The sequence below is a fragment of the Acetobacter sp. genome (genome assembly GCF_047721705.1).
Lineage (GTDB): Bacteria > Pseudomonadota > Alphaproteobacteria > Acetobacterales > Acetobacteraceae > Acetobacter.
Genome location: NZ_JBDNXK010000083.1, coordinates 1 through 12,757 on the forward strand (window position 1 = coordinate 1; position 12,757 = coordinate 12,757).

Below are 12,757 nucleotides of genomic sequence, written 5' to 3' on the forward strand. Positions count from 1 at the left end.
GCTGTTGCGGATCAGTGCCAGCACGTTGCGCGACGTGCCGCAGGCTGGGTTGTGATAGATCGTGATGGTCATGAGCAGGATTCCGGGGACGGACAGCAGGAGGACAGGGTCGCGATCAGGGGCGTACAGAGTTCGGGGCTGCCTGCACAGCAGTCCCTGACGAGGAAAAGCATCAGGTCGTGCAGGCGAGAAAGACAGGCGCGATAGACGATCAGCCGGCTATGGCGTTGCGAGGTCAGCAGGCCGGCGCGGGCTAGGGTGGCGAGGTGGGCCGAGATCGTGTTCTGCGGCATATCAAGATGGCGTGCGACGTCCCCGGCGGGCAGCCCGTCCGGCTCATGGCGCACAAGCAGGCGGAAGATCTCCAGCCGCGTGGACTGGGACAGGGCGCTAAGTGCGGCAATGGCAGAGTTTGTATCCATATATCTGGCTTTTCAGATATATGGATACAAGTCAAGGTATCCTATCAAGCAAACGGAGATCATGACCGTCGATTTTCTCAATTTTGCTGCTCAGATCAGACACCTCGCTTATCTTCCTAAGCCGCCGATCAACAGCCCTACTGTTACTGTATGGCTTTTTTTGATCGCCCATCACTGTCTTTACCAAAGCATCATACTCAGCGATTCCAGCCATTCGAGCGAAGCCGCTATAGGCCACGGTAGCCAGTTCACATCCGGACGCACCGCCATAATGACAGCAAGAAGCATCATAGGAACCATGAGCGCATTAAACCCGGCCGCCCGGCCAGTCGGCCGATAATGCCTTGCCAGTTTGCGTCGCCCTTTCCATCCTGATCGAAAGGGCTGACACCGACCTGGGCGAGCTGCCGCCAGCAGCAAAGATCGCGCGCGCACGCGAGAAGCAACAATGACCTCAAGGACCGACGTGACGTCCTGGACATTCGCCCGATAAAACTCGCGGGACCGGGCAAAAGCCACATGACCAAGCACCCGGTCTGCACGTCGCAGCCGCTTGGCAACCAGCATCCGATGCGCCTGCTTTTCGGCCGCTTGCGCATCAGGCACAGGTTTCTTCCACGCGACAACCAGCTCAAAGGGGCAATCCGCGCCGCCCAACTCGCGGCATCGTAACGTCGGATCTCTGGACGTGCGCCCGATTTTCACTACCCCAGGTAATGCCGGAATTTCGAGAACGTACAGCCAGCCCGCTTCAGGCATGTCAGCCTCCTAGTTACGGACTGCTTTTGGGCTTTGCACGTGGCTTGTTGCTCTCCGCCCGCTGTCCAGGGGTCTGTCCCTTTTCGCTTGTTTGCTTCCAGTAGCGATCAGCGACACTCTCACGCGATGCCGCTTTCTGCGCCTCGGCAATACCGGCCGTCTTCTGGCTTCCCTGCTGACGCGCCTTATCCCGACGCTTCTCATTGTTCGTTTCCGACATTGCTCATGTCCCCCTGACACTCAGGCCGAGATCTTATTGAACCGATTGGCCGCTATTTTTTCTCTGATTTCAGGCCGTCGAAAATAGATAGGCATCCCGCAACGCAACGGACGACCACCACGCACCACCACAAACGCTTCATCTACCCGGACATCGTTCAGCAGTTCTTCCCGTCGGATCAGCGGGCGGCTGATTTCGTGATAGCTCGTGTTCGCCCCGCGCGAACGGTTGCTCGCTTCCCAGCCTTTCCCCGAGGTGCCGGTATTGCTGCCCTCGGATGTCGCCATGACACCATACTGACCGAAGGTTTCTTCCAGTTCTTTCGCGGTATCGAGATCGGAGATCGCAACATATGTCCGATGTGCGGCCGCCTCGTACCATGCTCGCTTTCCCTCACGGCCCCATTGTTCTTCGAGTTGTCCGACCGACTGATAGAGCAATCTCAGGGTAATACCGTATTTGCGCCCGGCATCCCGTGCTGTTGCCATGATCCGCATAGGACCGAGACGTGCGACTTCGTCCAGAAGGAAGAGGACACGATTCCGAATATTGCCATCAGCTTCATAAACGGCATTCAGTAACGCCCCTATAATCGTGCGACCAATTTCGGGTGTGTTTTCCAAAGCCCGCAATGGCAACTGTACGAAAACATCCATCTTGCCATCGACCAGATCTGACGAGCGAAAACTGTCTCCGGACACCAGGTCCGCAAACGCAGGATTACTGAGCCAGGCTGTCTTGTCATCGGCATTGCCATACACCCCGGAAAACGTCTCATCGACCAGTCCCTTGAGCGCGCCGGCCGTCTGGCTCGCATAGGCGCACGGACTGCTCGCATGGATCGTGTTCAGCAGATTCCGCATTTCTTCTTGCGGCGTGCAGACCCCGCTTCTCAGCGTCCGCAAGGTCTTTTCCTCGTCTGGAAGGTCCGGATCAAACATCATGTGCGCCAATAAACACGTCACGAGATTGCGGCCCTGCCGGTCAAAAAACTCGTTATTGGCGTCTTTTTTGGCACCACTCTCCCGGCATATCCATGACACCACGTCCTGTATATTCGTGATTGCTTCGGGCGAACGAATGTCGATCCAGTCCAAGACATTAAAGCCAACATCTCCACCGAGCCGCAGCTCGTAGACCTGATGACCCAGCGTTTCGCGGAACGGTCGAAGCATCGGCCCCAATTCTGTACTCGGATCAAGCACCACGGCAGAGCCCGTCCATGTGGTCAGCGTGGTGACGGCCGACGTAGACTTGAACGATCCCGGTCCGGCAAAAACCAGACTGTGGGTCGATCCTGTCTCACAGGGATCTATGAGCAATGGCGCACGGCCGCCCTGTCCCCATGTTTTCGGCTCTTTAGGATGAAAGGGCACCCTTGCATGCCGGTCTTCGTCCACGCGATAGGCTTCGCCTACAACGACACCTCCATATTCAGCGGAAGGACGTGGAAAGAGCTGCCTGGCCTGCTTCATTGTCATCCAGTCCGCATAGCCATGATTCTCTGTCACGCCACGGATAGGCCGTTGCCTTCGACTGAATATGGACGGGCGCAGAGAAGGGCCGATTGCACCACGCCGGAAGATCACCGCCAGCATTACCAGCGCAACCACAACACCGCCTGCCCCCGCGCCGATCTTGAGCCATTGCACTACGATCGGATTATCCCGGCCATACAGAAAATAGAGCCACCATTGATAGAAAGGATGCTCGAACGAGCCCGATAAACCCGTTCCCTTCAGAAAAACAAAAGACGCGACAACGGTCCAAGACACAAATACCATCAGAATTCCGAGGATAATCCGGGCGATCAAGACGATCGACTTGTTTTCTGACGCCATCGTGCGCTTCCTTTCAGTATTTCGTCAGAAGATCTGCTGCTGTCTCGCCTCTCCGGCGCGCATCCGCTGCCAGCCACACTTCGCCGATGGAATAGATCTCGCCTGTCGTTTCGAAGGGCACGATTACGTCAATCGCGGCGGAGAGCATGTCCACAAGAGTTTTGTCTTCTAGCGCCGCCCCCTGGGGCGAGCCCTTGATAAGCGAGAAGAGCTTCTTGAACGCCTGAACCGGATTTGCGCCATGAATGGTAGAAATCGAACCGGGATGCCCCGATACGACCTCATTGAGATATGTCCATGCAGCGTCGTCGCGAAGCTCCGCCGGCAAGATCCGATCTGGTCTCATGCGCAGACTTGCGTGCAAAAGGTCTTCCGCACTGACCGAGCTGATTCCTGTTCCCGACTTTGAATAGAGCAACCGCACATGGTTGGGGTGCGGAATAACCAGCTCCAACGTGTCTTCGATCGTTATCAGCCGCTCATGCAGCGGAATGGCCGAAATCAGCGTTCGGCCCATCGTGGTCTTTCCAGAGCCTGTCGCCCCGCACAGCAGCATGGTCATACGGTTCCGTACACACGCAGCGAGGAAGGCTTCGAGATTGCCTTCGTCATAATACCGCAGAACCTCTTCGTGCCGTTTCTCTTCGGCCTCTGTCCGTTTATCCCAGCGGTTCCAACGCGCAATGTTGTACCGCTTTGTTACGGAACTGAGGGCAGCCACACTCCCCCCTGGCCGCCGGATCGTCAGGCTCACCGTCCCTGCGGGTACGGATGGCGGCAAACATACTTGCAGGCGCTCCCCGTTTGGCAACTCGGTAGAGCACAGAGGATGCCGTTCACCCACGTCCTGTTTGCGCAAAGCTCCTGCCAGGATCGCGATGTCTTCCAGATCCGTATAGGTCAAGGGGAGAGCGTGTTGCGTAAACACACCCCTCTGCCGAACAAAAACCTCTCCGGGCTTATTAACGCAGATCTCTTCCGTCGCCGGGTCTTCGAGCCAGCCCGCAAGGGGCTGCATCAGAAAACGGAGCTGTACCGCTGCTTCATTGAGCATTGCTACCTACCGTTGGCTTCAGGTCATAGATGTCCGAGAAATCAAGATCGCGCGCGACAAAAATAGCGACCGTCTTTCCCTGTGCTTTTTCTCCAGTTGGTTGAATATTGATGTCCGCTTGCAACGCCGTATTCGCGACTGTCTGCCCGTTTGACTGGAATGAATTGAAGTATGCACCGCTATTGTTGCTACCAACCCGGGATGCCAGCTCGACCCCGGCATCGAGACCACCCTGAATCACGCTTAGAAGAATGGCGCTGCCAAAGCGCGACCACCAGTGATTGTTCACCGTCACTTTAACACCGCTCTCGCCCAGCTCACCCGTCGCGGGTGATGCAAGATCAATGATGCCGTGTTCCGGTGTCTCTGCCAGATCCCAAATCACGAATGCCCGGTCTTCACCGCGCATTAAACCGTGCTGCATCTCACCGGTGACAATCGTCCCCTTGTCCATGAGAACCACATTCCCCGTTGTGCTCCGCACATCGAGGGGAATCACACATTTCGCGTATCCGGCGAGTTGAGTGTTTAGCTTGGTCTGAAGAATGCACGGGATAATTGTCCCCTTCGTAACCAGAAAGTCCGGGTGCGGAAGCAACCGCGCGCGCGCTTCCTCCAACACTGTCGGCTTTAGCCGAACGGCCAGTGACCTATCCCCCTGCGGATCTTGTCCGGCCGGGGGCTGTGCTCCATTGACCGTCACCGTCTTGGGAGATTCCTGCGCAGACGCGGGCTGAGGTGCAGAGCTTCCCCCCGAGCCTCCTGACGCGGCAAAAATCGGGCTTTCTGCCGGCGTTACCTCGTGATGCGTTGCTTGCGCAGGCATAAAAAACCGCTGCGGAGCTTGCTGCGGCATTGGCAGATTTTGGTCTGTAAGAGCAGGTGGCGGTGTCAGCGGTGCGCTGCGCATGTGCGTCCCAGCCGCTACGACAGGCTGATTATTCTGTTCCTCTGTTTTCTTCGCTCTATCGAGAGCACGAAGCCAAATAAAACCCAGCGCAACTACGACAACGAGTATGAAAATTCCAACCTTTTGCCATGCGTTTAGTTCGCGTCGATTGTTGTTTGATACGAGAGAGCCGCCGTCGTTAATTCCACTATTGTTGTTCTGTTCGTCGCTCATTGGGCGGCCTCCTTCAGCGTGCGGACCACGTTCGGGCTGATGGTATTTGTGCCTGGGTTACGACCAACCGGATCAAATGCCTTGTTGAAGACGCACAAGACGGTGTTTCCATCTCGCAGACGCCATGCTGGGGCGAGATGATCGGCAATCATCAGTGTTCCCCACCCAGCCGGATCGTTCTTCACGCTATAATTGGCAGTCGCTTCTTTTCCGTCCGGATTGATCGTGAAAAGCGAGGGAAGACGCACATTCCCCGGAAACCGGAAAACAGTGATGTTTCCGTTGTCCCATACTTCGATAGGAAGAATAGAACGATCACCCTGAGCAATGTATTTCCAATTCTTGGGACCGAAATTCGGGTCTTTTGTTTCCCGTTCCATCCTTTCATGCGCGAGCTGAAGTTCCAACTCTTTTGCTCGTGCCTCGGCCTGAGCCCACTCCTGTTGCTGCCGGGCCAGGACGGCAGCACGACGCGCTGCGGCTTCATCAGCGGGATAAGTGAACTGCACGCTGTAGTAAACGCCGTCCGTCGCATTCGCGAGCGACGCACTTGCAACTGTCGTCACTTCAAAGACGTATCGCCGCTCGGCACCGGTATCGTTTCGTGTCAACACGATAACAGGCTGAAGGCCAAGCCCCTGTGTCGCTTTGAAGAAAAGATAGTTCCCTGCCGGGGCTGCCTTCAGATGTATGCTGTCACTCACTGCGACGCGATCGACGGTTTCATGAGGACTGAAACCAACCACCAGTGTCGCCCCCACGGCAGTCGAAAGATGAACAACCTGATCCGCTACATAAGGCACGTACCGCATTCGCGTGTCATGACGGCTGGGCAGAGGGTCTTGCTCTGCAAATGCGGGCACGACTGAAAGAGAGGTCGCTGCAAGGAAGGCAGCAACTGCGAGACGCTGAATCATACCCCATCCTCCGACGACTGATAGGACGTGACGATCACACCGCCCGGATTTGCCAAGCGGGCACTGGCCGGAAGATCCGTGACCCTCTGAATCTGCACAGTCGCGGTCCAGGTCGTCGTCTGTGGGCGCGCTCCCTCCATCGACACAATGCGCCGGAAGCGCACCTGAATGACGTTATTGCCAATGGGAGCGAGAGACAGACGTTCGGCGTCGATCTGGCCCCTTTTTCCAACCGTTACCTGTGGGCTCTTGGGGTTGGGGAAATTAAACCACGACTGATATTGCTCTCTGACTTGTTCGTTGCTCATGAGAGAAACCGTGTCATAGGCATAGCGCGCCGTGGCATATGTATAGCCCTCGCGTAGCCGAACATATTGCCACACCGCTGCATTGACGACTGCTTCGTCCATTGTCTTCGGCAAGCGTGACATGGAGATCTCGCTATCAACCGTTCCGTCCGGGCGAACCCACAACGGCATGGACACCAGCTTTTCCAACGGCAACAGCGAAGCAACCGACCAGGCCAAGCCGACGTTAGCCAGCAATGAAATTCCTAAGCCGATCGTCAGGTACTTATTGATCTTGACGACCGCGCGCGCTCGCGACTTCTGGAAATTCTCGACCTGCTCATAATATTCCGCCATCTTTTCCTTCGGAACGGGCGGGACAAATTTCTGATCTGTCATTTATGCCCAATCTCCTTTGGCTTTTTGAGGTCCGCTTCTGTCGGTTTCCAGTGCCCCGAGTTCAGAGCAAATGTCGGTCCTTTGCATTTTGGGACCGGATCGTGACTTGCGCACGCCGATAAAACAGAGAGCATGAGTACAGAAATACTTATACGGATCTTTGACATCCGTCTTACTCCACTAGTAATGTTAAAACTTAACTTAGTTATTTATTAGAAGACTTCCTGCCGATGTTGGCCCCTGCCTTTGCGACAGTCCCAACACCGCCCGTTGCGCCGCCAATGATTGTATTCAGGATTGCCCCAGCAGGATTGAGCGATACTCCCCCGCCGATAAAAGCAGCAGCAGCCGGCAACGAAATAAGAATAAAGGTCGATACGGCAATAAACATCGCCGTCTGTTCCATAATCTGAATGGCAATACCCGGCGTTCCCGCAGCAGAAACTGCATTAAGATTACAGGCCAACATATAAGTCCGTATGCCTGTCGCCACGATTATCATCGTAACATCAACAAGCAATGACAGGAGAGCGAGGCCCACCAGCTTTCCTATCCATCGTTCGGAAATATTTCTTGTCGCATCGAATAGGAAACCTGCAATGACGAATGGACCGAGAGACAGAATCACAGCAGTCATGAGGCTTGAGCAGATGTAGATGGCAAAAGCTATTGTCAGCATCGCACCATCTGCGATCGCTATCATTGCCAGCTCAATCAGATCGACAACCTGAAACCAATGAAGTTGCTTATCTATTGTTGCCGAATAATTGACGAGGCTGTTCCAGATGTCGTCCAGCAATTTAGGTGTCGAAGCCGTAGAGCTGGATACCGAACTCGCAGCCCAAGTCGGAAGCACAGTCTGGAAAAGATTCACGACGTAACCGTTGTATATGCCAGCTTCCAAGATGAATGCGGAAACTAGCGTCACCCGAATAATCCTTGATATGCCGCGTCTGGCATCCAGATCACCACGCATGACGAGTACGCCCTGGACAATCACCCACAGAACAATCAACGCCGTGAACGGGGACGCCACAGCAGACAGTCCTTGGCTGATGACATTCGATGTCCCGGTCGAAAAAGCTGTCCGTAGGCTTGTGTCGAAGTCTTCAAATGGCGTCGTCATAGTCTTTACCCCGCGTCAACGGCGCACCGTCTTTAAGTTCACGTCTATTGCCGACCGCTTCCCTTTTTGTTGGCTGCCGAGGCTGCGTTTCTTGCTGCGCTACATACGGCGGCCGGGGGAGGATGGTTCACCCCGCACAAAGCCAGCACGATGTCACGCTGCCGCTTGTCCACGTAATAACCCGGCTGCGTCATGTCGTCCGTTGCTGGCTGGGCCGGGGCTTCGGCACCTGTCTCAGCCGCAACGGCATTCCTACAATCCGGATAATTCTCATACGTCCGGTCGTTCATGCACTCACGGTTTACCTGACGCCGTGCGGCCGCGTGCGATGAATACCATTCCACTGTATGCTCCGCGGCATTGGGTAACGGGTGAGCAGAAGCCACACCACTCGCAAGCACGCCCAAAGATGCCACAACAAGGGTCTTGTAACCGTTCACAGCATATCCCTTCACTGGATGGCCGCAGGGAAATAAGCAGCGGTCGCTTCGTCGTCCTTCCGCGCCGCCTCTTGCTCCTGCAATTCCTGATTTCGGATCTGCGCCATAGAGAGAGTCTGAAGATTTTGGGCCGCAGCCGCCTGTGCCTGGATGGCCTGATTCTCGACGGCTATCCGACCGTTAATCGTGCTGACCTGCGTAATATCCTTTGCGTTCGACAGTTCCTGCTTCATTTCATCAAGCGAAGCGAGGCGCTGGTTAATAGAATCAAGGTTCTGCGCTGCTATACCTTGAATGTTTGCTAAAGAAGTTTCTCTCTGCTGATATGACTGCGCAACTGGATCTGTTCCCGTAGCTGAATACCTGTTCAGGCTCATAAATGACTGACCATAGCTATTCAGTGTATTGGTTGCTCCCGTGATCTGCCCGGTTGCTTGTGTAACTGTCGGCAGCGGATTTTGCAGATTGACGCTGTTGAAAGTCGTCAGCATCCCCGTTGCGACATTCGGAATGTTCTGAAGGAGCTGATATTGCGCTTGTAGCTGCTTCAGCTCGTCCATCATCTGATTGATTTCATTTGTGGTATTGGTGACGCTTTGCGCAATGCTTGCATTATCAAATACAGCCACCTGCGCACGGGCGGCATCCGCTCCAATGAGAGAAAACCATACCACTGCAACCAGACTATATGCCTTCATCGTGCCCTCCCTCGCCTCAGTCTTTCGCTTCGTGGTAACGGGCCATGAAATGGTCGAGCCACTGGCTCGGATCGGCCCCGTATTCTGCCCTCAACCGTTCGGCAAAATTCGCTCGATTGGCGCGGCCGGACAGTACCGCGATGTATTCCGGCATGGAGGACAGATCGAATTCACAAATGACGCTGCCGTTTTCCCGCTTCATGAGAAACCGTTTGGGATCACCCACCATCCCTTCCCGTACAGCACGATACTCGCCCTCGGTGCAGCTTAGTCCCGTGATGTAGGCGTGCCGGTCAGCCGTGGGAGACGGGTAGAGAATCTTTGTCATGCACTGCGCAACGAGCGACGAACCCAGCTTTGATTCCAGAACGTGCTCCGGCTGTTGTGTCGCCAAAATCAGCATCCCGTTGTTTTTACGAACGGTCAGCAGGAACTTGTCGATTACAGCGGCAAATTTCGGGTCCAAAAGATAGGCCCTAAATTCATCGCAGCTCATAAGAAAACGTCGGCCGTCAACCACCTTCTCGATCCGATAGAGCAGATACGCAGCCGTCGGGGCGCATATTTCGTCATGATCGAGAAAAGCCGTCAGATCAAAGCCTGTTATGGCGCTCGACAGATCCACTTCATCGGTTTCGCCGTCGAACAGCCATCCCAATGCGCCGCCTCTGCACCAGCGTTCCAACCTGGCACCAGCTCCCTCTTCTGGCCCGTGCATCAAGAACTGGCGCAATCCAGCAAGTGAGCGCATTTCGACGGGATAGGACATCTGCCGTTCGATCCCCCGTTGCAGTCGCTTTGCATCTTCTGACGAGACCGTGCCCTTGCCGTCACTCTCAATCAGCCCGGTGAGCCACTGCCGCAGAAACTCCCGATCCTCGGGCGTGTTCGTCAGGCCACGCAACGGCGCAAGGCCGCAGGAAACACCACGCTTGAGAACAAGATACGTGCCACCAGTAGCAAGGACCAGAAGCTGCCCTCCCCGATCCTTGTCGAAGAATACGACGGCACCGTTCACCTCAGAGAGCGCCTGTTCCATCATCGCCATAATGAATGTCAGCAGGGTCGTCTTGCCCGAGCCGATCGGGCCAAAGATCGCCGTCATGCCCACATCCTTGACGTGAGGCACATAATCGTAAGACGTCGCACCATCCGTCCGAAAACGGGCGATTGCCGTGCCCCAATGGCCTTCGCGTGCTCCTGCCGGAAAATTGTCAAAGGTCGAAAAGCAGGCAAAATTATTGCTGTTGATAGCGCCGGGACGGGTGCGGTACTCCCAATTTCCGGGCAACTGTGACCAGAAGGCGGCCTCTAGGCCGATACCTTCCTGTACGACTACTGCACCGGCATCGGTCAGCCGTGCCCGCGCACGAGCAGCATTATCGCCTAGCTGCGCAAGGGTATCAGCATAAACTGCCAATGAAAGATGATGCGATCCGAAGACAAATTCGTTCGATATGAGCTTATCTACGGCATCCGTGAGCTGGTCGATCTGGCTGGTCGCCTTGTCACCTGCGCTTACCATCTGATTACCCTTCAGCGTCAGCTTTTCATCAGCCTGTGAGCGTGTCAGAAAGCCAAAGGACTGACTTACCACGAGGGGAAAACCCACACTGAGCAGGGCATTCAACATTCCGGGCCTGGTCTTGGCCGGATATTCACGGAACGAAAAAATGCCACCGACATAGCTCCGATCCAGAGAACGAACTTCGAAGCCACGTTTGCCGCAGATTACCCGATCCGTGTAAATGGACGCTCCAAGATGTCCCGATACAACCGGGACAGGCATCCAGCGTGCAGAGATGATGAGACGCAACGCCTCGCCGATTTCAGTGAAGACGACATCATCATGCTCACGCAGCCCCAGGCGCCGCACGCTATAATTGTCGAGAGCAGACGAAACGATCTGCCAGACATCTTCAAGCTGCCTGACTGTCGCGTCACTGGCCTCTGTCGCCTCGCCTTTACCCACCCGAAAGAGCTTGCTGCCCATCTTGCCGAGTGCATTCCGGGGAGTCACCACAACAGAGAGAAAATAGTCGTTTCTAAACAAACGATCTTTTAGAACTCTTCTATTGTAATCTTCATGAAGTCTCGACGCAAAATCTGACCTAAAATGCGTCTTTGGCAATACCGGCACATCCGAATGCCGTACCATGTGAGTCGTAATTGTTACGTTATCATCGGAGATATTCCGAAGGACAGTATTCATATTGCGCTTGCGGCCATTACGGACGACAGTATCTTCCAGCTCGAAGGGAACGCCTTTGACGTAGCCCATTGCCATAACTGATCCATCACGAAGCAGAATGACATTTTCCGTAATGTGCCCAACATACGGAAGATAAATCTCACCTGAGCGTTCGCCATAACCGGGATTGCCAAACATCACACGATGCCCCTCCCCCGTTTATGAACCTTCAGCGGATTTGGGCTGACAGATGCCCCGCCCCACAAGGAACTATCCAAAGAACGTCCGGCCGTCTTCAAAAACAAAACTACCACGCCAACCGCATTATAGTCTCTCGCGACAAGTATTCGCGATCCGAACCAAAGCGGAACCATTACTGCTTCATATAGTGGGTTTTGAAGAAGGACCATTATGAGCCCAATCATCGTCAGCAATAGTGCAGCTACCGGCAGAGGGACCCCTGCCAATAGCGCCGGACGGGTTGCTGCAAGAAAGAGGGTGTCTTCTTCCAATTTTTCCATGAGTCACCCGGTAACCATGGACCCGAGATAGGCCGCGCCAAACATTAAGAGGATACCGCCAACCATTCCGGCGAATATACCCAACGAAAGACGGCCGAATGCCAGCATCAATCCGGCAGCCGCGAGTACGACGACAGCAATGCTCTTGCCGAAATCACCCAAGATGAATGTGCAGATATTGTTAATCATCTGTGTGGGCGTTGAACCACCAGAAACAGTCTGTGCATAGGCCACTGCCGGAAGAACAGATAGAAAAACCACCCATGCAACCAGACCCGCCTTCAAGCGTGGACTACGAACTGCAACGTAATGACTGGACGACAGCATATCTTATTCCTTGCTCAGTTGAGGAAAAACGGCCGAACCATCCCTAGCCTGGACAAACAACACCGCATCTGAAGCCCGAGGATCATTTCCTTTTTTCTTGGTGTCAGACGCTGTGCTGTATTCGAAGCTGCCCCACACGTCCCACACCGGGGGGGCGTTTGGATCGGTAGGAACAGCAACCTGTTGCGGCTGGAGAGCGGCCGGCACGCCGCTCTGACCCATGCCTACATCGAGCGCAGGAACAACCTTGCGGGCAGATGCTTCCACCTTGCCCACATAGCCATTCGTAAAGCCGCGCTGTGCATCTCCGGTATTGTATCGGGAAATTGTTACACGAAGCGCCTTCTGCTGCGCCTCGTGGCTCTCACCGCCAACATGTAAGCATCCGGCGGGAGACGCGGGCGTATTCAGGCGGCGATGGTATTGTGGACC

Annotated in this window: 15 protein-coding genes and 2 pseudogenes; all 17 read right to left on the reverse strand. The window is 55.0% G+C overall.

The window, feature by feature from the left end; translation table 11 throughout:
* Positions 1-72, reverse strand: a pseudogene (locus ABF824_RS12790) (arsenate reductase); the annotation flags it as partial.
* Entirely contained in the window at positions 69-422 is a 354-nt protein-coding gene (locus tag ABF824_RS12795) for an ArsR/SmtB family transcription factor (protein ID WP_062810101.1), read from the reverse strand. The pseudogene ABF824_RS12790 and the gene ABF824_RS12795, both read right to left, overlap by 4 nt.
* Before the next feature lie 180 nt (positions 423-602).
* On the reverse strand, positions 603-1,181 hold the full coding sequence (locus tag ABF824_RS12800) for a GIY-YIG nuclease family protein (protein ID WP_075624471.1): 579 nt from the start codon (positions 1,179-1,181) through the stop codon (positions 603-605).
* A 13-nt stretch (positions 1,182-1,194) separates the two neighbouring features.
* Positions 1,195-1,401 carry a hypothetical protein gene (locus ABF824_RS12805; protein ID WP_062810100.1) on the reverse strand — a complete coding sequence of 69 codons (207 nt, stop codon included), beginning with the start codon at positions 1,399-1,401 and terminating at the stop codon, positions 1,195-1,197.
* A gap of 20 nt (positions 1,402-1,421) precedes the next feature.
* The gene (locus ABF824_RS12810; protein ID WP_062810099.1) at positions 1,422-3,242 is read right to left on the reverse strand and encodes a type IV secretory system conjugative DNA transfer family protein; all 1,821 of its coding nucleotides are present in this window, start codon (positions 3,240-3,242) and stop codon (positions 1,422-1,424) included.
* A gap of 13 nt (positions 3,243-3,255) precedes the next feature.
* Positions 3,256-4,296 (reverse strand): P-type DNA transfer ATPase VirB11, encoded by a 1,041-nt coding sequence (virB11, locus tag ABF824_RS12815; RefSeq protein WP_062810098.1) that lies wholly within the window; start codon positions 4,294-4,296, stop codon positions 3,256-3,258.
* Positions 4,286-5,419 (reverse strand): type IV secretion system protein VirB10, encoded by a 1,134-nt coding sequence (gene virB10, locus ABF824_RS12820; RefSeq protein ID WP_415489410.1) that lies wholly within the window; start codon positions 5,417-5,419, stop codon positions 4,286-4,288. Before virB10 ends, virB11 begins: the two co-directional genes overlap by 11 nt.
* Positions 5,416-6,336: a TrbG/VirB9 family P-type conjugative transfer protein gene (locus ABF824_RS12825; protein WP_062810097.1), complete on the reverse strand. Its 921-nt coding sequence runs from the start codon at positions 6,334-6,336 to the stop codon at positions 5,416-5,418. The genes virB10 and ABF824_RS12825 overlap by 4 nt, the downstream gene beginning before the upstream one ends.
* Positions 6,333-7,022, reverse strand: coding sequence for a type IV secretion system protein VirB8 (locus ABF824_RS12830; protein WP_075624470.1), 690 nt, complete (start codon positions 7,020-7,022; stop codon positions 6,333-6,335). Before ABF824_RS12830 ends, ABF824_RS12825 begins: the two co-directional genes overlap by 4 nt.
* Positions 7,019-7,189, reverse strand: coding sequence for a type IV secretion system lipoprotein VirB7 (locus tag ABF824_RS12835; RefSeq protein WP_175575114.1), 171 nt, complete (start codon positions 7,187-7,189; stop codon positions 7,019-7,021). The genes ABF824_RS12830 and ABF824_RS12835 overlap by 4 nt, the downstream gene beginning before the upstream one ends.
* Before the next feature lie 38 nt (positions 7,190-7,227).
* Positions 7,228-8,148, reverse strand: coding sequence for a type IV secretion system protein (locus ABF824_RS12840; protein WP_007284444.1), 921 nt, complete (start codon positions 8,146-8,148; stop codon positions 7,228-7,230).
* A 44-nt stretch (positions 8,149-8,192) separates the two neighbouring features.
* Positions 8,193-8,588, reverse strand: a complete 396-nt coding sequence (locus ABF824_RS12845; protein WP_152334407.1) for an EexN family lipoprotein — start codon at positions 8,586-8,588, stop codon at positions 8,193-8,195.
* 11 nt (positions 8,589-8,599) lie between these two features.
* On the reverse strand, positions 8,600-9,286 hold the full coding sequence (locus tag ABF824_RS12850; RefSeq protein WP_062810096.1) for a type IV secretion system protein: 687 nt from the start codon (positions 9,284-9,286) through the stop codon (positions 8,600-8,602).
* Between the two features lie 16 nt (positions 9,287-9,302).
* Positions 9,303-11,675: a VirB4 family type IV secretion/conjugal transfer ATPase gene (locus ABF824_RS12855; protein ID WP_075624468.1), complete on the reverse strand. Its 2,373-nt coding sequence runs from the start codon at positions 11,673-11,675 to the stop codon at positions 9,303-9,305.
* The gene (locus tag ABF824_RS12860) at positions 11,675-11,998 is read right to left on the reverse strand and encodes a type IV secretion system protein VirB3 (RefSeq protein ID WP_010665815.1); all 324 of its coding nucleotides are present in this window, start codon (positions 11,996-11,998) and stop codon (positions 11,675-11,677) included. Before ABF824_RS12860 ends, ABF824_RS12855 begins: the two co-directional genes overlap by 1 nt.
* A gap of 3 nt (positions 11,999-12,001) precedes the next feature.
* On the reverse strand, positions 12,002-12,325 hold the full coding sequence (locus ABF824_RS12865; protein ID WP_062810094.1) for a TrbC/VirB2 family protein: 324 nt from the start codon (positions 12,323-12,325) through the stop codon (positions 12,002-12,004).
* Between the two features lie 3 nt (positions 12,326-12,328).
* Positions 12,329-12,757: pseudogene (locus tag ABF824_RS12870) on the reverse strand (hypothetical protein); the annotation flags it as partial.

What these genes read in the sequence shown, in the direction of transcription:
- ABF824_RS12850 (WP_062810096.1), bottom strand. Translation starts at nt 9,286, where the DNA reads ATGAAGGCATATAGTCTGGTTGCAGTGGTATGGTTTTCTCTCATTGGA.
- virB11 (WP_062810098.1), bottom strand. Translation starts at nt 4,296, where the DNA reads ATGCTCAATGAAGCAGCGGTACAGCTCCGTTTTCTGATGCAGCCCCTT.
- ABF824_RS12830 (WP_075624470.1), bottom strand. Translation starts at nt 7,022, where the DNA reads ATGACAGATCAGAAATTTGTCCCGCCCGTTCCGAAGGAAAAGATGGCG.
- virB10 (WP_415489410.1), bottom strand. Translation starts at nt 5,419, where the DNA reads ATGAGCGACGAACAGAACAACAATAGTGGAATTAACGACGGCGGCTCT.
- ABF824_RS12795 (WP_062810101.1), bottom strand. Translation starts at nt 422, where the DNA reads ATGGATACAAACTCTGCCATTGCCGCACTTAGCGCCCTGTCCCAGTCC.
- ABF824_RS12860 (WP_010665815.1), bottom strand. Translation starts at nt 11,998, where the DNA reads ATGGAAAAATTGGAAGAAGACACCCTCTTTCTTGCAGCAACCCGTCCG.
- ABF824_RS12800 (WP_075624471.1), bottom strand. Translation starts at nt 1,181, where the DNA reads ATGCCTGAAGCGGGCTGGCTGTACGTTCTCGAAATTCCGGCATTACCT.
- ABF824_RS12825 (WP_062810097.1), bottom strand. Translation starts at nt 6,336, where the DNA reads ATGATTCAGCGTCTCGCAGTTGCTGCCTTCCTTGCAGCGACCTCTCTT.
- ABF824_RS12855 (WP_075624468.1), bottom strand. Translation starts at nt 11,675, where the DNA reads ATGTTTGGCAATCCCGGTTATGGCGAACGCTCAGGTGAGATTTATCTT.
- ABF824_RS12805 (WP_062810100.1), bottom strand. Translation starts at nt 1,401, where the DNA reads ATGTCGGAAACGAACAATGAGAAGCGTCGGGATAAGGCGCGTCAGCAG.
- ABF824_RS12835 (WP_175575114.1), bottom strand. Translation starts at nt 7,189, where the DNA reads ATGTCAAAGATCCGTATAAGTATTTCTGTACTCATGCTCTCTGTTTTA.
- ABF824_RS12865 (WP_062810094.1), bottom strand. Translation starts at nt 12,325, where the DNA reads ATGCTGTCGTCCAGTCATTACGTTGCAGTTCGTAGTCCACGCTTGAAG.
- ABF824_RS12810 (WP_062810099.1), bottom strand. Translation starts at nt 3,242, where the DNA reads ATGGCGTCAGAAAACAAGTCGATCGTCTTGATCGCCCGGATTATCCTC.
- ABF824_RS12840 (WP_007284444.1), bottom strand. Translation starts at nt 8,148, where the DNA reads ATGACGACGCCATTTGAAGACTTCGACACAAGCCTACGGACAGCTTTT.